The sequence below is a fragment of the Rhizobium tumorigenes genome (assembly GCF_003240565.2).
GTDB lineage: Bacteria > Pseudomonadota > Alphaproteobacteria > Rhizobiales > Rhizobiaceae > Rhizobium > Rhizobium tumorigenes.
On sequence record NZ_CP117255.1, the window covers coordinates 2,896,774 to 2,916,461 of the forward strand.

Annotated in this window: 16 protein-coding genes; 5 read left to right on the forward strand and 11 right to left on the reverse strand. The window is 60.5% G+C overall.

The window, feature by feature from the left end; all coding sequences use genetic code 11:
- The first annotated feature begins 319 nt into the window (after positions 1–319).
- The 3 genes from PR017_RS14200 to PR017_RS14210 all read left to right on the forward strand — a co-directional run bounded on the left by PR017_RS14200 (position 320) and on the right by PR017_RS14210 (position 4,736).
- Entirely contained in the window at positions 320–2,110 is a 1,791-nt protein-coding gene (locus PR017_RS14200) for a methyl-accepting chemotaxis protein (RefSeq protein WP_111219806.1), read from the forward strand.
- Positions 2,110–2,586 carry a chemotaxis protein CheW gene (locus PR017_RS14205; protein ID WP_111219804.1) on the forward strand — a complete coding sequence of 159 codons (477 nt, stop codon included), beginning with the start codon at positions 2,110–2,112 and terminating at the stop codon, positions 2,584–2,586. The genes PR017_RS14200 and PR017_RS14205 overlap by 1 nt, the downstream gene beginning before the upstream one ends.
- A gap of 377 nt (positions 2,587–2,963) precedes the next feature.
- Positions 2,964–4,736, forward strand: a complete 1,773-nt coding sequence (locus PR017_RS14210) for a methyl-accepting chemotaxis protein (RefSeq protein WP_111219802.1) — start codon at positions 2,964–2,966, stop codon at positions 4,734–4,736.
- Between the two features lie 37 nt (positions 4,737–4,773).
- On the opposite strand, the gene fdhD is transcribed toward PR017_RS14210, so the two are convergent.
- The 10 genes from fdhD to PR017_RS14260 form a co-directional block, all read right to left on the reverse strand.
- Positions 4,774–5,535 carry a formate dehydrogenase accessory sulfurtransferase FdhD gene (gene fdhD, locus PR017_RS14215; protein ID WP_240538979.1) on the reverse strand — a complete coding sequence of 254 codons (762 nt, stop codon included), beginning with the start codon at positions 5,533–5,535 and terminating at the stop codon, positions 4,774–4,776.
- A 67-nt stretch (positions 5,536–5,602) separates the two neighbouring features.
- Positions 5,603–6,373: an SDR family NAD(P)-dependent oxidoreductase gene (locus tag PR017_RS14220; RefSeq protein WP_111219798.1), complete on the reverse strand. Its 771-nt coding sequence runs from the start codon at positions 6,371–6,373 to the stop codon at positions 5,603–5,605.
- 173 nt (positions 6,374–6,546) lie between these two features.
- Positions 6,547–6,951, reverse strand: coding sequence for a F0F1 ATP synthase subunit epsilon (locus PR017_RS14225; RefSeq protein ID WP_111219796.1), 405 nt, complete (start codon positions 6,949–6,951; stop codon positions 6,547–6,549).
- 69 nt (positions 6,952–7,020) lie between these two features.
- Positions 7,021–8,475, reverse strand: coding sequence for a F0F1 ATP synthase subunit beta (atpD, locus tag PR017_RS14230; protein WP_111219794.1), 1,455 nt, complete (start codon positions 8,473–8,475; stop codon positions 7,021–7,023).
- Between the two features lie 21 nt (positions 8,476–8,496).
- The gene (locus tag PR017_RS14235; protein WP_111219792.1) at positions 8,497–9,384 is read right to left on the reverse strand and encodes a F0F1 ATP synthase subunit gamma; all 888 of its coding nucleotides are present in this window, start codon (positions 9,382–9,384) and stop codon (positions 8,497–8,499) included.
- 29 nt (positions 9,385–9,413) lie between these two features.
- A complete protein-coding gene (gene atpA / locus PR017_RS14240) occupies positions 9,414–10,943 on the reverse strand; it encodes a F0F1 ATP synthase subunit alpha (RefSeq protein ID WP_111219790.1) in 1,530 nt (509 codons plus the stop codon).
- Positions 10,943–11,509 carry a F0F1 ATP synthase subunit delta gene (locus tag PR017_RS14245; RefSeq protein WP_206423167.1) on the reverse strand — a complete coding sequence of 189 codons (567 nt, stop codon included), beginning with the start codon at positions 11,507–11,509 and terminating at the stop codon, positions 10,943–10,945. Before PR017_RS14245 ends, atpA begins: the two co-directional genes overlap by 1 nt.
- Positions 11,510–11,755: 246 nt before the next feature.
- The gene (locus PR017_RS14250) at positions 11,756–12,139 is read right to left on the reverse strand and encodes an AGROH133_08824 family phage infection protein (protein WP_111219786.1); all 384 of its coding nucleotides are present in this window, start codon (positions 12,137–12,139) and stop codon (positions 11,756–11,758) included.
- Between the two features lie 113 nt (positions 12,140–12,252).
- A complete protein-coding gene (locus PR017_RS14255; RefSeq protein ID WP_111220033.1) occupies positions 12,253–14,472 on the reverse strand; it encodes a primosomal protein N' in 2,220 nt (739 codons plus the stop codon).
- Between the two features lie 81 nt (positions 14,473–14,553).
- Positions 14,554–15,507 carry a GNAT family N-acetyltransferase gene (locus tag PR017_RS14260; protein ID WP_111219784.1) on the reverse strand — a complete coding sequence of 318 codons (954 nt, stop codon included), beginning with the start codon at positions 15,505–15,507 and terminating at the stop codon, positions 14,554–14,556.
- 139 nt (positions 15,508–15,646) lie between these two features.
- Here PR017_RS14260 and PR017_RS14265 point away from each other — a divergent pair, with 139 nt between their 5' ends.
- Positions 15,647–16,594, forward strand: coding sequence for a tyrosine recombinase XerC (locus PR017_RS14265; protein ID WP_111220031.1), 948 nt, complete (start codon positions 15,647–15,649; stop codon positions 16,592–16,594).
- A gap of 73 nt (positions 16,595–16,667) precedes the next feature.
- A complete protein-coding gene (locus tag PR017_RS14270; RefSeq protein WP_111219782.1) occupies positions 16,668–17,759 on the forward strand; it encodes a TraB/GumN family protein in 1,092 nt (363 codons plus the stop codon).
- Positions 17,760–18,270: 511 nt separating this feature from the next.
- Here PR017_RS14270 and lpdA read toward each other — a convergent pair.
- Positions 18,271–19,677 carry a dihydrolipoyl dehydrogenase gene (lpdA, locus tag PR017_RS14275; protein WP_111219780.1) on the reverse strand — a complete coding sequence of 469 codons (1,407 nt, stop codon included), beginning with the start codon at positions 19,675–19,677 and terminating at the stop codon, positions 18,271–18,273.
- Positions 19,678–19,688 lie beyond the last annotated feature (11 nt).

A 19,688-nucleotide genomic window follows, 5' to 3' on the forward strand; every position in this document is an offset into this window, starting at 1 on the left:
GTTAGAGGCACGGGTGTTTAAGTGAGAGTGATGCGTATTCACCCCCAGGATTTGAGGGGTAAATTATCGAATCTAAGTAAATTTTTAATGACTTCATTATAATACAAATAGCAACGGATACACGACTTCCAAATAAAAATGACATTTCGCAAATTTAAAATTTTCGCCTGAACTACAAATAACTCAACCCGCAGCAAATAATCAGCCATACTTACAAATTAGATAGAATATAAAATGAAAATGGGCGACGCTCACATTTTACATTCTGCTGATTGGCGAAGTGTGCCTCGACGAAATTGCTTGATTGGAGGAAAATTCCATGTCGATCATACCGTTCAGTTCCGGGACCAAAGCCAAGGCGATCAACGCAGCCCTCATGAAATCCCAGGCAGTCATCGAGTTTGATCTGACGGGCAAGATTATCACCGCCAATGAGAATTTCTGCAATACGCTTGGCTACAAGCTGCAGGATATCGCCGGCAGGCACCACAGCATTTTCTGCGACCCCGCCTATGTCGCATCCAGCGAGTACCGCACCTTCTGGGCCAATCTCGGTGACGGCAAGTTCGATTCCGGAGAGTATAAAAGACTTGGGAAGGACGGACGCGAAGTCTGGCTCCAGGCGACCTACAATCCTGTGCTGTCGCACGGCAAACCCAGCAAGGTGGTCAAATTCGCCAGTGTCATCACCGACGCAAAATTGCGCGCGGCCGATGCCGAAGGCAAGCTCAATGCGATTTCCCGAGTCCAGGCCGTGATCGAATTTACGCCTGGTGGAGAGATCATTACGGCCAACGAAAACTTCCTGTCGCTCCTTGGATATAGGCTCGAGGACATCCGCGGACGTCACCACCAGATATTCTGCGACCCGGCCTATGTTTCAACGTCGGCTTACAGGAAGTTCTGGGAAACACTCTCCTCCGGTCAGTTTATCGCGGAAGAGTTCATGCGGATCGGCAAGGGCGGCAAGGTCGTCTGGATTCAGGCTTCCTACAACCCTATCCTGGACATGAACGGTCGCATCTTCAAGGTCGTCAAATTCGCAACCGACGTCACAGAACGCGTCCGCGCAGTCGCAGAACTGGCCGCTGGCCTGACGGCGCTTGCCAATGGCGACCTGGTATCGCGCATCGAAAAGCCTTTCATTCCGACGCTTGAAAAGGTCCGCGTCGACTTCAACAACTCCGTCGAGAAGCTGGAATCGGCCATGCGCGTCGTGGCCGAGAATGCCAACGCGATTGCTGCCGGCGCAAGCCAGACCCGCACAGCTTCCGACGAGCTTGCACGGCGTACCGAGCAACAGGCCGCCGCCGTGGAGCAGACAGCCGCTGCCTTGGAGGAGATCACCCAGACGGTTGCCGACAGCGCACGTCGGGCCGAGGAATCCGCCAATCTGGTGGCCCAGACCAGAAGCGGGGCCGAGCTCTCCGGAGCCGTCGTCCGCAACGCCGTCAATGCGATGGGGGAAATCGACAAGTCGTCGCGCGAAATCAGCAACATCATCAGCGTCATCGACGACATCGCCTTCCAGACCAACCTGCTGGCCTTGAACGCCGGCGTCGAGGCAGCACGGGCCGGGGAAGCCGGCAAGGGCTTTGCAGTCGTCGCCCAGGAAGTCCGCGAACTCGCACAGCGCTCGGCAAAGGCTGCCAAGGAGATCAAGACCCTGATCACCACTTCGTCGACGCAGGTCAAGAACGGCGTGTCGCTGGTGGACGAAACAGGCCGCGCACTGGACACCATCGTCCGCCAGGTCGGCGAGATCGACACGAACGTTTCGGCGATCGTAGTTGCTGCGCGGGAGCAGGCAACCGGGCTGAAAGAGATCAACAACGCCGTCAACTCCATGGACCAGAACACACAGCAGAACGCGGCCATGGTCGAGGAGACGACAGCGGCAAGCAGCAGTCTCGCCAACGAGGCCGAGAGCCTGCGCGAGTTGTTGGCGCAGTTTAGATTTGGGCAACACTCTTCCGCTATGATTCGATCAGGGCGTCCCGATGCCAGAGTGACGACGGGCTCGGCGCCCGTATCGAGGGTAAAGGCCGCTCGCGCCAGCGGTCGCGGGGCCACATCCGCGCTTGCTCAGGAAAATTGGGAAGAATTCTAATGGCAACCATCACGACCACGAGTTTCAGCGGCGAGACCCTCGAGATCATCGCTTTCCGGCTTCACGAGCAGGAATTCTGCGTGAAGACGACAACCATTCGCGAGATCCGCGGCTGGGCTCCTTCAACCCCGATCCCGCATGCACCTTCTGACGTCATCGGCGTCATGAACCTGCGCGGCTCGGTGATCCCGATCATCGATCTTGCCTACAAGCTGGGCATGAAGAGCACCGTCGCCAACGAACGCAGCGCTATCGTCGTCGCCGAAGTCCACAACATGGTCATCGGCATGCTCGTCGATCGCGTCTCGGACATCCTGACGATCGGCTCGGACCAGGTGCAGCCGGTCCCGGAAGTCACCGCTTCCTTTGATCGTTCCTATTGCGAAGGCATCATTGCCACGGAAAACGGTATGATCTGTTTTCTCAACCTGGCGAAGATGTTCAAGGAAACCGACGCAGAGGACATGGCCGCTTAAGCAGCCATCGCCCTCCACACATGAAACCGCTCCGTTCCGGGGCGGTTTTTTTATTGCCATTACGCGTAGAACAGCGACGCAGCAGAAATAGTGCCGAGCTACAATCTTTAGTTTTATTGTTTATTTAGAATATACCGAAATTTAACTATTTTTATCCATTTTTATATTGCGACATCATGTTGCCCACAGCTTAAACGCAGACAGCCAGTGCAACTCTGGCGCACCTAACAAATCGAATATCAGATGCGGTCGTTCCAGATGGATCGGCCAACGCCTTTTCGTGCGATGCGCCTGAGGAGGGCTGTTGTCGTGCCTGGAGGTTTCAATGGAGCAATGGCGCCGGCGTGAGGCTGCGCCAGGAAATGAGGCACCTTGCTATGAGCTTCGGACTGACTTCAGACGCCCAGCATATACTCGACGCCATCTCGCGATCACAGGCGGTGATCGAATTCGACCTGACAGGCAAGATCCTGAAAGCGAACGAGAACTTCTGCAACGCGCTCGGCTACCAGCAGAGCGAAGTCGTCGGCAGGCACCACAGCATGTTTTGCGACCCGGAATACGGCGCGTCGCAGGAATATCGCAATTTCTGGGCCAGCCTTGGCCGTGGCGAGTATGCCTCGGCCGTTTTCAGGCGAATTGGCAAGAGCGGCCGGAATGTCTGGATCCAGGCAAGTTACAACCCGGTTCAAAAGAGTGGCAAGCCATACAAGGTCGTCAAATTCGCCTCCGACATCACCGCCGAGCATGTCAAATCTGTCGAGAATGCCGGCAAGCTGAATGCGCTTTCCCAGTCCCAGGCCATCATCGAATTTACACCGACAGGCGAAATCCTCGTTGCCAATAAAAATTTCTGCAATGCACTTGGCTACTCGCTCAGCGAGATAGTTGGCAAACATCACAGCTTGTTCTGCGACCCGGCCTACAGCCGCTCCGAGGACTACGCGAACTTCTGGCGCCGTCTGGCCGGTGGCGAGTTTGTCGCCAATGAGTTCGTCCGCCTCGGCAAGGGAGGTCGCGAAATATGGATCCAGGCCGCCTACAATCCGATCCACGATGCCAACGGCAAGGTCTTCAAGGTCGTGAAATTTGCGACGGATGTCACCAGCCGCATGAGCGCCATTGCTAAACTCGGCGAAAGCATGAAGGCACTGGCGGAAGGCGATCTTACCCAGACCATCGACACGCCGTTCGTCCCCTCGATGGAGCAGTTGCGTCGCGATTTCAACGACGCACTGGGCAAGCTTTTGGCCGCCATGGAGACGATTGGCGGTAACGCGGGCGCCATCGCAGCCGGCTCGCGCGAAATCGGAACGGCAGCAGACGACTTGTCCAAGCGCACGGAGCAACAGGCCGCCTCTATCGAAGAGACGGCGGCAGCCCTTGAGGAGATCACGACCGCGGTCAACGACAGCAGCAAGCGGGCGGACGAAGCGGGACGGCTTGTCGCCCAGACACGGCAAGGCGCCGAGCAATCGGGCAATGTGGTGCGCAACGCAGTTGCCGCGATGGGCCAGATCGAACAATCTTCGCGCGAGATCAGCAGCATCATCGGCGTCATTGACGATATTGCCTTCCAGACCAACCTGCTGGCGCTGAATGCCGGCGTCGAGGCTGCCCGTGCCGGCGAGGCCGGAAAGGGCTTTGCAGTCGTTGCCCAGGAGGTCCGCGAACTCGCCCAGCGCTCCGCCGGGGCTGCCAAGGAGATCAAGGGGCTGATCAACAAATCCGGCCAATTGGTGAAAAATGGGGTCGCGCTGGTCGACGAGACCGGCAAGGCGCTTGAAGAGATCGTTCAGCAGGTCGGCGACATCGACAAGAATGTCATCGCCATCGTCGTGGCCTCGAAGGAACAGTCACTCGGCCTCAAGGAAATCAACCAGGCCGTCAACGCCATGGACCATGCGACCCAGAAGAACGCCGCCATGGTCGAGGAAAACACTGCGGCCAGCCACAAACTTACGCATGAGACCGAGGAGTTGCAGACACTGCTCGCGCAGTTTGGGGTTGGCGGCGACGGCCCATCGCGCGCAGCAACCGCCTCACAACGCCCACGGACCGCGCCATCGCTGGCCCGGCAACCGGTGATGCGGGCGGCAAGGAGCAGCGGTTCGTCAGCAGCAGTCGCAGAGAGCTGGGAGGAATTCTAGCCGCGAGCCCAGGAGCTGGGACAGCATACGGCCTCGCTCAGTCAAGCGTCGCGTCGGTAACCCGCCGGGGGTGGGTGAATATCTCGAAATCCTCCCCCCGGACCAGCGCAATCAGCGTCATGCCCGCCGCCTCCGCCGTCCGTATGGCGAGCGCCGTTGGGGCGGAAATCGCAATCAGCACGGCACTGCCGAGGATGGCGGCCTTCTGCACCATCTCGACCGACAACCGGCTGGTAACGACCACCGCGCCTGCGCTGGCGTCGAGACCGGCACGAACGACCGCACCACACAGCTTGTCCAGCGCATTGTGACGGCCGACATCCTCGCGCACGGCCGAAAGTCCCCTCCCCGGCAGATAGAAGCCGGCCCCATGCACCGCCCGCGTCTCGCGATGCAGCGGCTGCGCTGCATTGAGCAGGGCAACGGCGCCGGTGACTTCGGCCATGGTCAGTGTCAGGCCGACACCCGAGACATCCGGTACCGGGCGCACCGCCTGCTCTATCGACTCAATGCCGCACAAGCCGCAGCCGACCGGCCCGGCCATGTGACGCTTGCGGGTGCGCAACGCGTCCGCCACCGCATCGACAAGCGTAATCTGCACGTCGATGCCTTGGTCATCCTCGACAGCCTCGACGGCGGCGATCTCTCCCGTGGTGGTGACGATGCCCTCCGTGAGGCTGAAGCCGACAGCGAAATCCTCGAGGTCGGCAGGTGTCCCCATCATCACGGCATGCGAGGAGCCGCCATAGGAAAAGGCGATAGGCACCTCTTCAGGCACGCTCCGAAGGCTTCGAGCCATGTTGCCATCGCGACGCGCAATTCGCCCGACATGCGCAGTAGTTTCGAATGTGCTCAACGCTTTCCCATCAGCAAATCAGCTGCCCACCATTGATCTCGATAACCTGGCCCGTTATGTAGCCGGATAAGGATGGCGCCGACAGGAACAGATATGCCGGCGCGCAGTCCTCGGCCGTCCCTAGACGCTGCAACGGGATCGTGCGTCGGGTCGCCTCGAGTTTTTCTTCGGACGAATAGCGCTCGTGGAATTCTGTCGTGATCGTCCCCGGCGATACGCAGTTGACGCGGATACCGTCCAGCGCCAGTTCCCGCGCCAAGGCCTTCGAGTAGGTGGCAACGAAAGCCTTCGAGGCTGAATAGATTGCCGAACCCGGACTGCCTCCCGTCAGCGCGGAAATCGAGACTGTGTTGACGATGGCCGCCTGTCCCGAGGCTCTCAGCAGCGGCAGCAGGCCACGTGTGACCTCGACGACAGCTGTCTGGTTGAGCTGCACCACGGCCTGATATTGCGCGTCGGTGAGGTCGGCGGCCGGATAGCGTCCCAGCATCGTTCCGGCGTTGTTGACCAGCACATCCACCTGGCCAGCGTGTTCGCCAACGGCCTTGACGAAGGCAGACGTGCCATCGGCAGTACCGAAGTCGGCGGCAAAGGTCACGGCACGCCCTGTATTTTTAGCGTCGCTGAGACAATCCGGCAACGGGCGGCTCTCATCACGGCCGATATGCACCATCACGCGCGCGCCGCAGTCGAGAAACTGCCGCGCTACCTCAAGCCCGATCCCACGGCCCGCACCCGTCACGACGACGGTCCGGTTGGCAAACAAATTGGATTGAAACACTAGAACTCTCCCAGGCCCGATGGCTCCCATCCCGCTATCATAGGGTTTCGATCCACGAAGGAAAGCGGATTGGCGGGAGGTTTTGCGGAGAAAATCAGTATCCGACGGACAAGCCGGTTCAAAAAATAAAAGCGGCCGAAGCCGCTTTAGAGATTTCTTCCTGACACTCTGTCTCAGTCGCGGATAACGCTACCCTGCAGATGCGAAAGTTCCATGATGAACTGCTCGAGCTTCGACTTGTGCTCATGATGCACAGCATCGTTGAGCTCAGCCTGTGCCGCGTCGATGCGGCGCGTCAGCTCGTCGCGCTGCAGCTCGTCAACCGGAACAGCGGATTCGGCCAGCAACGTGCAGCCTGTCGGCAGGACGTCTGCAAATCCGCCGAAAACCACATAGTCCTTCTTCGCGCCGGTGCTAGAGCGGACGCTGACCACACCTGGCTTGATGGTGGTCATGGTCGGTGCATGGTTTGCCATGACGGTCATCTCGCCTTCGCTCGCCGGAATGACGACAGCCGTCACCATTTCTGACAGCAGCAGCCGCTCGGGAGACACCAGTTCGAATTTGAAATCAGCCATGGACCGTCACTTCTCGATTGTCTTTGGTAAGGCAGTGGCGCCGGCAAAGCCTGGCGCCACCGACAAGCATCAAACGGCAGCAGCCAGCTTCTTTGCCTTTTCGACCGCTTCCTCGATGGTGCCGACCATGTAGAAGGCGGCTTCAGGGAGGTGGTCGTAATCGCCGTTCACGAGGCCCTTGAAGCCTTTGATCGTGTCTTCGAGCGCAACGAGTTTGCCCGGAGCGCCGGTGAAGACTTCGGCAACGAAGAACGGCTGCGAGAGGAAGCGCTCGATCTTGCGGGCGCGGGCAACCGACAGCTTGTCGTCTTCCGAAAGTTCGTCCATGCCGAGGATGGCGATGATGTCCTGCAGTGCCTTGTAGCGCTGCAGCGTCGACTGAACCTTACGGGCAACTTCATAGTGCTCTTCGCCGACGACCAGCGGGTCGAGCATGCGCGAGGTGGAGTCGAGCGGATCGACAGCCGGGTAGATGCCCTTTTCGGCGATCGAGCGCGACAGGTTTGTCGTTGCGTCCAGATGGGCGAACGAGGTGGCAGGCGCCGGGTCGGTCAAGTCGTCGGCGGGGACGTAAATCGCCTGAACCGATGTGATCGAACCCTTCGTCGTCGTCGTGATGCGTTCCTGCATCTGGCCCATGTCGGTGGCCAGTGTCGGCTGATAGCCCACGGCCGAAGGAATACGGCCAAGCAGAGCCGACAGCTCCGAACCTGCCTGCGTGAAGCGGAAAATGTTGTCGACGAAGAACAGAACGTCCTGTCCCTTGTCGCGGAAGTCTTCGGCGATCGTCAGGCCGGTAAGGGCTACGCGGGCGCGTGCACCTGGTGGCTCGTTCATCTGACCGTAGACGAGCGCTGCTTTCGAGCCTTCGCCGCCGCCCAGCTTGTTCACGCCGGATTCGATCATTTCGTGGTAAAGGTCGTTGCCTTCGCGGGTGCGTTCGCCGACGCCGGCAAACACGGAGTAACCGCCGTGCGCCTTGGCGACGTTGTTGATCAATTCCATGATCAGAACGGTCTTGCCAACGCCGGCGCCGCCGAACAGGCCGATCTTGCCGCCTTTGGCGTAAGGTGCGAGCAGGTCGACGACCTTGATGCCGGTAACGAGGATCTGCGCGTCAGTGGACTGCTCGATATAGGCAGGCGCTTCCTGGTGGATCGAACGCTTGTTCGCAGTGACCAGCGGACCTGCTTCGTCGACCGGCTCGCCGATGACGTTCATGATGCGACCGAGCGTTTCCGGGCCGACCGGAACCATGATCGGCGTTCCGGTGTCCGTCACAACCTGGCCACGGACCAGACCTTCGGTCGCATCCATCGCAATCGTACGGACGGCGTTCTCGCCGAGGTGCTGGGCAACTTCCAGGATCAGGCGGTTGCCATTGTTGAATGTTTCCAGCGCATTCAGGATCTTCGGCAGTTCGCCGTCGAACACAACGTCAACGACGGGTCCGATGATCTGCGTGACCTTGCCGGTCGAACCGACTGCAGGCGCTGCTGCTGCGGGGGTAGCTGCCATAGCCATATTCTTACCCTCTTCCTAACCTCAGAGCGCTTCCGCGCCCGAAATGATTTCAATGAGTTCCTTGGTGATCTGCGCCTGACGCTGGCGGTTGTAGCTGAGCGTCAGTTTGTTGATCATCTCACCAGCGTTCCGGGTCGCGTTATCCATCGCGCTCATCTTCGCGCCCATCTCACCGGCAACGTTCTCGAGGAGCGCGCGGAAAACCTGGACCGAGATGTTGCGCGGGATCAGATCCGTCAGGATCGACGCGGCATCGGGTTCGTATTCATAGATCGCATTGGCCTGGGTCGCTTCAGCAGCGACAGGTGCAGTCGGCACGATCGCCGGGATAAGCTGCAGCGCCGTCGGCACCTGCGATATCACGGACTTGAATTCAGAGTAGAACAGCGTGCAGACATCGAATTCGCCGGTATTGAACATCTCGACGATGCGCTTGCCGATTTCATCGGCATTGCCGAAGCCGATCTTCTTGACGTCGCGAAGTTCCTTGCGCTCGACGATCAGCGACGCAAATTCGCGGCGAAGGATGTCGTAGCCCTTCTTGCCGACGGTGAAGATCTTGACAGTCTTGCCTTCGGCCAGCAGCCTGCGGGTATGGTCGCGGGCAAATCGGGCGATCTGCGAATTGAAACCGCCGCAGAGACCACGTTCTGCCGAGCAGACGACCAGCAGATGAACCTTGTCCTGACCGGTTCCACGCATCAGCGCGGGCGCCTCATCGCTGGTGCCGACGGCCTGCGTGATGTTTGCAAGCACGGCGCCCATGCGCTGCGAGTAAGGGCGGGCAGCCTCGGCCGCCTCCTGAGCACGCCGAAGCTTCGCCGCTGCGACCATCTTCATCGCTTTGGTGATCTTCTGCGTCGCCTTGACGGAGGCGATCCGGTTTTTCAGATCCTTAAGTGAAGGCATCCGTTATCCGTCCTAAAGTGATGCCTAGATCAGGCGAAAGACTTGCCGAAGGTATCGATGGCAGCCTGGAGCTTGCCCTTGATATCGTCGCTGATGGCCTTCTGGTCGCGAATGGCGTCAAGGATATCCTTGCCGTCAGACCGCAGATAAGACAGCAGGCCCTGCTCGAACTTGCCGATATCGGCGACAGCGACCTTGTCGAGATAGCCGTTCACACCGGCGAAGATCACCGCGACCTGCTCTTCCGTCTTCAGCGGCGAGAACTGCGGCTGCTTCAGGAGTTCGGTCAGGCGTGCACCGCGGTTCAGCAGGCGCTGCGTCGAGGCGTCGAGATCCGAGCCGAACTGCGCGAAGGCAGCCATTTCGCGATACTGGGCAAGTTCGCCCTTGATCGAGCCGGCAACCTGCTTCATCGCCTTGACCTGGGCGGCTGAACCGACGCGGGAAACCGACAGGCCGACGTTCACAGCCGGGCGGATACCCTGGTAGAACAGGTCGGTTTCAAGGAAGATCTGGCCGTCAGTGATCGAGATCACGTTGGTCGGAATGAAGGCCGAAACGTCGTTGCCCTGTGTTTCGATGACCGGCAAAGCCGTCAGCGAACCGGAGCCCTTTTCGTCGGAAAGCTTGGCAGCACGCTCGAGAAGACGCGAGTGCAGGTAGAAAACGTCGCCTGGGTAGGCTTCGCGGCCTGGCGGGCGGCGCAGCAACAGAGACATCTGGCGATAGGCGACGGCCTGCTTGGAAAGATCGTCATAGCCGATCAGAGCATGCTGGCCGTTGTCGCGGAAGTATTCGCCCATGGCGCAACCGGCAAACGGTGCGAGGTACTGCATCGGCGCCGGGTCGGACGCGGTGGCAGCGACGATGATCGAGTACTTCAGCGCGCCGCGCTCTTCGAGCACCTTCACGAACTGGGCAACCGTCGAGCGCTTCTGGCCGATGGCGACGTAGACGCAATAGAGCTTTTCAGCATCAGGGCCGTTGTCGTGGATGGCCTTCTGATTGAGGATCGTGTCGAGAATGATGGCGGTCTTGCCAGTCTGGCGGTCGCCGATGACAAGCTCGCGCTGGCCACGGCCAACCGGGATGAGAGCATCGATGGCCTTGAGGCCGGTCGACATCGGCTCATGCACCGACTTGCGCGGGATGATGCCGGGAGCCTTGACGTCGACGCGCGAACGGCGGGTCGCGTTGATCGGGCCCTTGCCATCGATCGGATTGCCGAGCGCGTCAACGACGCGGCCGAGCAGTTCCGGACCAACAGGAACGTCGACGATGGCGCCGGTGCGCTTGACGATGTCGCCTTCCTTGATGTCGCGGTCGGACCCGAAGATCACGACGCCGACATTGTCGGATTCGAGGTTGAGGGCCATGCCGCGAATTCCGCCGGGGAACTCGACCATTTCGCCGGCCTGGACGTTATCCAGTCCGTAGACGCGGGCAATGCCGTCACCGACGGAGAGAACCTGGCCGACCTCGGAAACCTCAGCCTCCTGGCCAAAATTCTTGATCTGGTCTTTCAGAATTGCGGAAATTTCCGCGGCGCGGATATCCATCAGCCAACCTCTTTCAATGCAAGCTTAAGGGTAGAAAGTTTGGTGCGTAGCGACGTATCAATCTGTCGCGACCCCACTTTCACAATCAAACCACCAAGAATAGACGGGTCCACCGTTACGGCGACCGTGACTTCTTTACCGGTAACGCTCTTCAGCGCTACCTTCAATTCGTTTTCCTGCTCCGCCGTCAGCGCATGCGCGGAACTGACCTCGGCAGTGACTTCGCCACGCTGCTCGGCAGCGATCAGGCGGAAAGAGCGGATCATGCCCGGCAGCGCAAAAAGACGACGGTGACGCGCAACGACCTTCAGGAAGTTTGCGAAGAAACCGGTGATCCCAGCCTTGGCCGACAAAGCCTCGATGGCCTTGACCTGGTCTCCGGACGAGAAAACCGGACTGGCAACGAAACGCCGCAAGTCTTCGCTTTCGTCGAGCATGGCCTGGAAACGGTCGAGATCGGCAGTCACCTGGGCGATGGCGCCCTCGGCGAGCGCAAGCTCGAACAAAGACGATGCATATCGCTCTGCCACACCGGATATAGGATGGGATGTGTCTGCCACGGGCACAATTTTCCCTGATTTCAACCCTAAAGTTAGGATCCGGGCGTGCGGATGCCTAGGACTTTGAATTGGTTTTGATTTCCCCCAAGAAATCCGCGGGAGATGCCCCCGCTTCTTCCCATTTCCGAGCCCGTCTAACATAGGAAGTTGAGACTCGCAACACACCTCGGTCCCGATTGCGCCTTTCGCGGGGATTTCTGCCGCAAAAACCCGAAATCTGCCCGCGACGAGTTGGCGCAGGTCAAATTCTGCTCAAATCCAGCCGAGAAAATAGATAATCGGCAAAGCTGCAAGAGTGATCTGAATGACAAGCATCACGAGGTTGACGACGATGTTTCCACGGTCCGACATCAGCGACAGTATCCTTCCGAATGCTGCAAGCGCGAAAGACGTGCCGAGCGCCAGATAAACCATGGGCTGTGCCAGAAGGATCGCCATCAGACCGAAGCCTATATAGGATCCGCCCATCGACCGGGCCTCCGCATAAGCGCCGAGGCGACCCTCGCGCGGCTGCAGACCGAGAATGCGATAGGCATAGCCGGGCGCAAACATCATGAATAGCCCGAGCAAAGCCGTAAAGGCAGCAGCGCAATAGGCGAGCTGTTCGCCCCGTTCCGTCGGAAAATAAAATTCCATCACCGTTCCCAAGTTAGATGAAGCTTGCCGGCCTTATGGCACGAAGTCTGTGTCGAGGAAATATGGATGCGGAGCCCTCGGCTCGACCGGAAATGTTGTCGGCAGCGGTCCGATTACAAAAAGCTCTGCGGGTCGATATCGAGTTGTACGTTGACAGAGCCGCGCTCCTTCGGCCCCTGCGCCAGCAGGGTGCGCAAAAAACCCTGCATGTCCGAATTGCGCCGGCCGTGTACCAGGAGCCGGAACCGATGCCGGCCGCGCACCAGCGCCAGCGGCGCTTCCGCCGGACCGAGTACGGCAATGCCCGGCACGCTGGGCGCGGCGTTGCGCATACCGCGCGCATGGGTTTCGGCATCCTGGCGCGTTTCAGCCGAGACGATGATCGAGGCAAGCCGTCCGAACGGCGGCAGCAGGGCTCTCTCCCGCTCCGAAATCTCGCGTTCGTAAAACGCAGCCGCATCGCCCGAGACGATCGCCTGCATGACGGGATGCTGCGGCTGGTAGGTCTGCAGCAGGCCATGGCTTTTCAGCCCGGTCCGGCCGGCGCGGCCGGTGACCTGGCTCAGCAGCTGGAATGTCCGCTCGGCCGCCCGTGGGTCGCCATTGGCAAGCCCGATATCGGCATCGACGATACCGACCAGCGTCATCAGCGGGAAATTGTGGCCCTTGGCCACCAGCTGCGTGCCGATGACGATATCCGCCTCCCCATTGGCAATGGCCTCCAGCTCCAGCCGCAGGCGTTTCACGCCACCGAGAATATCGGAGGACAGGACGATTGTCCTTGCATCCGGAAAATGCTTCTCCACCTCCTCGGCGATACGCTCGACGCCCGGGCCGCAGGCGACGAGATGATCGAAGGTGCCGCATTCCGGGCAGGCTTCCGGCGTCCGCTCCGCGTAACCGCACTGGTGGCACTGCAACTGCTGGCGAAACCGGTGCTCGACCAGCCAGCTGGAGCATTGCGGGCACTGGAAGCGGTGGCCGCAGACCCGGCAGAGGGTCAGCGGTGCATAACCGCGCCTGTTGAGGAACAGCAGCGCCTGGTGCCCGTCCGCGACCGTCTTTCCAACCGCGCGCAAAAGCACCGGTGACAGGAAACCGCCGCGATCCGGAGCATGCCGGCGCATATCCACGAGGTGCAGATCCGGCAACGCGGCATCGCCGAAGCGCGTCGGCAGGTGGATGGTGCTGTAGCGGCCGCTCTGGCCGTTGACCTGGCTTTCGACCGATGGCGTCGCCGACACCAGCACGACCGGGAAATCGCCGATCCGGGCGCGCACCACGGCCATGTCGCGGGCATTGTAGAAGACACGATCCTCCTGCTTGTAGGCAGGGTCGTGCTCTTCGTCGACGATGATCAGCCCGAGATCCTCGAACGGCAGGAACAGCGCCGAGCGCGCACCGGCGACAACGCGCACATCCCCCGTGACCGCCTGCCGCCAGACCTTTTCCCGGGTCCGAGGTGCAAGGTCGGAATGCCATTCGGCCGGCTTCGACCCGAAGCGCTGCTGGAAACGCTCGAGAAAGCTTGCTGTCAGGGCAATTTCCGGCAGCAGGATCAGCACCTGCCGTCCCTGCCGCAGGGTTTCGGCAATCGCCTCGAAATAGACCTCGGTCTTGCCGGATCCGGTAATCCCGTCGATCAGCGATACCGAGAACGTCGCCTTCCTGACCTCGTCGATCACCTCGACCGCCGCCTGCTTTTGCGGCCCCTCCAGCCGGGCCGCCACGAACTCCGGATCGGGCTTGGCAACGACAGGCGGCGGGGTGAGGAAGATAGTCTCGAAAACCCCCTGCTTTACCAGACCGTCGATCACGCTTGTCGACACGCCGGCAGCGTGGGCCAGGCCGCTGCGCGTCCACGAAGGCGCGCCGACGGCCATTTCCAGCACGCGGCTTCTGGCCGGCGTCAGCCGGTCGGGCGCGCCGCCGACAAACTTGAGCCCCTCGACCATCGGCTCCGGATCGAAGGCCGCCGGCACGCGCAAGGCCATCCGTGCCACATGACCGGGCGGCGACAGCGTGTAGGTCGCGACCCAGTCGATGAAGTCGCGCATTTCCTTGGCGAGCGGCGGGCAGTCGAAAACACGGGTGATCGGCCGCAGCTTCTTGGGGTCGACACCGTTGTCATCGCCCCCGTCCCAGACGACGCCGATCACCTGGCGCGGACCCAGCGGCACCTGCACGATCGAACCGGGCTCGACCGCCATACCCTCGGGCACGGCATAGGAATAGGGCCGAGGCGCAGGCATAGGCACCAGAACGGGCACAGTACGCGTCACCGGCGGCACCTTCGCAAGCGCGCCGAACAGATCGGAGGAATCGTTGTTCATTGCGGCAGACCATGCCCGGAGTTGGAAAGAAATGAAACCGGCGATGTGGGGGCGAATGATCACCAACTTGGGAATGTCGCGTTAGAGCGAATTCGCAACGAGCGAGCGCGGTGCTGGCTCGGTTGTCGGCAACGAAAGCGGCTTGAACTCGGCATCGGCGTCCTCCGCCATGTCGTGCACCGTCAGCTTTTCCAGTGCCCTCGTCACTTCGTTGACATCGCCTTCCAGTTGGTCAGGCGATATCAGCTTGCCGACGCGGAAGTCGAAGCGGTCGCCGCGCTTGTTGAGCAGTTCGTAAAACACCGTCATGTCGCGGAGTTCGGTGGACCATTTGGCAAACCAGTAGAACAGCCCTGAATTGCGCGCCGAGAGGTGAACCGGCAGGATCGGCAGATTATATTTTCGGGCCAGCGCGACCGCCGACGTCTTCCACGGGCGCTCGTTCAATTTCCCATTTGCCCAGTAGGCAATGCGGCCGGAGGGAAACAGCACCATCGCCTTGCCGTCTTCGACCGTCTTGTTGGTCAGCAGCAGCGTTTCGCGCGTCTTGAGCTTGCTCTTGTATTCATCGCGCCATTCGACGGGAATGATCATCTCGGCAAAGCGCGGATTGACACGAACCGCGTCCCGATTGGCAAACACCATCATGTCCGGACGCCGTTCCTTCATCAGGTCGAAGATGGCCACGCCGTCGGCAATGCCGGTCGGATGGTTGCTCACCAGAATGAAACCGCCGCTGGTCGGAATACGCTCGGCATTCTGGGAGCGGATATCGAGTTGCAGCAAATCGCTCATATATTCGAAGGACTGGAATCCGGGCAGCTTGGAAACATCGTCGGCAAAACGTATCGCTTTATGATAGCGCAGCAGCACATGCAGGAAGGGACGGATGAGCGGCCAGAAAGGGCTCTTGACGATCTTCTCCCCGCGCTCGGCGATCAGTGTATCGACGATATGGCCGGGTCTTCCCTGCGACACCAAGGCGATGGCGCCGGCAAGCTGTCCGAGGGTCGAGGTGGAATCGCGGCGCGTCATGGAAGGTCCTGCATGCTTATGTCGTGGTTATCGCGGCGTAAGATGATCGAAGCATGACACGCCAGCCGTAACGTTAGCGATTCCATAACTCTCCTTGAAGCAAAGTGGCAGCCTAAAATTGGAATTCAAGAGGTTTACCGTGGGCGAGATCCTGATCATGGCCCATCCCCAGCTTCTGGACGAGCGCCAGAAATGGCTGGAAGCGCTCCGCAGCGAGCGCAGGCTATCCGCCCACACGCTGGACGCATATGAGCGCGACACACGCCAGTTCCTGTTTTTCCTCACTGGCCACCTCGCCGGCCCGACCACATTGAAGGATATCCAGGCCCTGCGCCCGGCCGACTTCCGCGCCTTTCTGGCAAACCGCCGCCGCGATGGCGCCGGCGCACGCTCGCTGGGCCGCAATCTCGCCGGATTGCGCTCTCTGCTGCGCTACCTGGAGAAAAAGGGGCTGGTGAACGCTGCCGGTGTCGCTGCCGTGCGGTCGCCCAAGCAACCGAAATCTCTGCCGAAGCCGCTGTCCGACAGCCAGGCCATCAATGTCGTCAGCGACGAAGCGCAGATGCACGAGGAACCCTGGATCGCCGCACGGGACGCCGCCGTGCTGACGCTGCTTTACGGCTGCGGGCTGCGCATTTCGGAAGCGCTCAATCTTATGCCGGACGATCTGCGCCCCGGCGCCACATCGCTGCGTATCACCGGCAAGGGCAACAAGATGCGTATCGTGCCGCTGCTGGCCGTCGTCGTCGATGCCGTGGAGCGGTACAGGCAGCTCTGCCCCTACCATCTAGACCCGGCCCTGCCGCTGTTTCGCGGCGCTCGCGGCGGAAAGCTGCATCCCGGCCTTATTCAGCGCGGCATGCAGAAACTGCGAAGCGCCTTCAACTTGCCGGAAACAGCAACTCCACATGCCCTGCGACACTCGTTTGCCACCCATCTGCTGGCCGGCGGTGGCGATCTTCGCACCATCCAGGAGTTGCTCGGCCACGCCAGTCTGTCAACGACGCAGATATACACCGGCGTCGATTCCGCCCGCCTGCTCGAAGTCTATGACCGCGCCCACCCCCGGGGCTTAAACTCTGGTTAACCGAATGCGTTAAGAGAATATCCGCTCCGCGCGGGGTAGAGCAGATGCAGATCCCGTCCGCTGAAAGATCGTCATGACATCAGTCTACCGACAAAAGAACCGGCCCGCCATCCTTTCGACGCTCGGCAACGCCGGCTTCTGGGCGGCGGCGTCCCTGCCGCTTGCCTTCGCAGCCACGCTGGTTGTCACGCTGGCTTCTTTTGCGCCCGCCCATGCCGCCGACGATGCGGCCTGCGGCGGCAGGGACCTGCTTGCCGAACTGCGGAAGAACGATCCGGCGAAATACGCAGCTTTCCTCGCTGACGGTGACAAGGTCGCGAACGGGCGCAGCATTTTCTGGAAGATCGAAAAGCCCGGAGTGAAAACCTCCTGGCTGCTCGGCACCATGCACGTCACCGATCCGCGCGTGCTGGTCATGCCGAAGGGCGCGGCGGAAGCGGACGCCAAGGCCGATACTATCATCGTCGAATCCGACGAAATACTCGATGAAAAGAAGGCGACGATGGCGATCCTCGCCCGCCCGGACCTCACCATGCTCGCCAACGGTGCGACGATCAATTCGCTGCTGCCGGCAGCCGACGCCGCCAAGCTCGAGGCCGGCCTTGCCAAGCGCGGCATCACGCTGGGCGCGGTGTCGCATATGCAGCCATGGATGATCTCAAGCGTCGTCGCATTGCCGTCCTGCGAACTCTCGCGCAAAGCCAAGGGCGCGCAATTCCTCGACCAGAAGATCGCCAACGACGCAGCCGCAGCCGGCAAGCAGGTCAAGGGGCTGGAAACGCTCGTCGAGCAGCTGCAGGCCATGGCCGACCTGCCAGCCGCCTTCCATCTGAAATCGCTGATCGAAACCCTGCAGCTCGGCGACAAGATGAACGACGTCGTCGAAACGATGACCGATCTCTACCTTTCCGGCAATGCCGGAGCGACGATGGCGATGCTGAAAGTCGTCACGCCCGATGGCGAAGACACCGATAGCGACGGCGACTACGCTACGTTCGAGCAGCGCATAATCCTCGACCGCAACAAGGTCATGGCCGAGCGCGCCGCACCGATCCTTGCGGGCGGCAACGTCTTCATGGCCGTCGGCGCCCTGCACCTGTCGGGCGACCAGGGACTGGTCGAACTTTTCCGCAAGCAGGGCTTTACGCTGACGGCGGTTGATTGATCTGGCGGATCGAGGAGCGTCTCACCTGAGCAAATTTGCGGCCCCATAACACAGTTTTCGGCATGGGGGATAAATCCGGCGTGATTTATTTTTTTACGCAGTTAAATCAGGTTCTTACAGATTTTCGAGGCTTGTTTCATCCCCCATACCCGCCGGTGGCCATATACTGCAGAGGTCAAAGGATGGGGAAGCCGGGTCGCGAACCGGTCGCTCCAACGGAACGATATCCGGTGTCCGATGATGGTTGGAAGCGATGATCACGATGCGTTGGGCTGAGTGATCGGGATATCGGGTAGCGGAGGTCGGCACCTCCATATCGATATCGTCAAATCGCAACGATCGGCAGGCAGCCAAGCCCCGACACAAACAACACCAGCCACCCGGCTGCTTGCCATTTCCCCATCACGTTCGGCCATATCAGGCGCGACGCGCTTTCCCATGCCTGCAGTTGGCTGGCGTCGAAACACGAGCAGGAGCGCCAGGGCGAGAGGCCTTGGCGCTCCCTTCGATTTTACATATGGATCGGCTTGAAGGCGGCAGCCATGGCCGCTTCCTTGACGGCTTCCGACATTGTCGGATGGGCGTGGCAAACCCGGCCGAGGTCTTCTGCCGAGCCGCTGAAATCCATCAGCACGGCGATTTCATGGATCATGTCGCCCGCGCCGAAACCGATGATGTGGCCACCGAGGACCCTGTCGGTTTCCTTGTCGGCCAAAATCTTGACGAAGCCATCCGTCGCCAGCATCGCGCGGGCGCGGCCGTTGGCGCTGAACGGGAACTTGCCGACCTTGTAGGCGATGCCGGCGGCCTTGAGTTCTTCCTCTGTCTTGCCGACGGAAGCGACTTCAGGCTGGGTGTAGACGACGCTCGGGATGACATCGTAGTTCACGTGGCCGGCCTGGCCGGCGAGAATTTCCGCCAGTGCGACGCCTTCGTCTTCCGCCTTGTGGGCGAGCATCGGACCCTTGACGACGTCGCCGATGGCATAGATGCCGGCAACATTGGTCGCGAAGTGGTGGTCGATCTCGACACGGCCCCTGTTGTCGAGCACGACGCCGGCTTCCTCGAGGCCGAGATTAGCCGTGTACGGCTTGCGGCCTGTGGCAATCAGCACGACGTCTGCATCGAGCGAGGTCGCTTCGCCGCCCTTGGCCGGCTCGAAGGTGACCTTTGCGCCCGTCGCCGACTTCTCGACGCCGGTGACCTTGGCGCCGAGGTGGAAGTCCATGCCCTGCTTGGCGAGCAGGCGGTGGAACTGCTTGGAGACCTCGCCATCCATACCGCCGAGGATGGTGTCGAGATATTCGATGACCGTGACCTTGGCGCCGAGACGCGACCAGACGGAGCCGAGCTCGAGACCGATGACGCCGCCGCCGACGACAACCATCGTCGCGGGGACCTTCTCCAGCGCAATGCCGCCGGTGGATGAAATGATGATCTTCTCGTCGAGATCGACGTGGACGCCCGGAATGCCCGCAACGTCTGAGCCGGTGGCGATGACGATGTTCTTGCCTTCGATTTCCTGGACCTGGCCATCATCGCCGGTGACCGAAACCTTGCCGGCCGAGACGATCTTGCCTGAGCCGATGAAGCTGTCGATCTTGTTCTTCTTGAACAGGAACGCGACACCCTCGACGTTCGACTTCACGGTGGCATCCTTGTGAGCCATCATGTTGGGCAGGTTCAGGGTTGGGGCAGCGACCTCGATGCCGAGCGCTTCCATGCCGTGACCAGCCTGGTGGAACATCTCGGAGGCATGCAGCAGGGCCTTGGAAGGGATGCAGCCGATGTTGAGGCAGGTGCCGCCGAACGTTGCGCGCTTCTCGATGACGGCGACCTTCATGCCCAGCTGTGCTGCCTTGATGGCGCAGACATAGCCGCCAGGGCCGGTTCCGATAACGATCACATCATAAGACATCGAGAATTTCC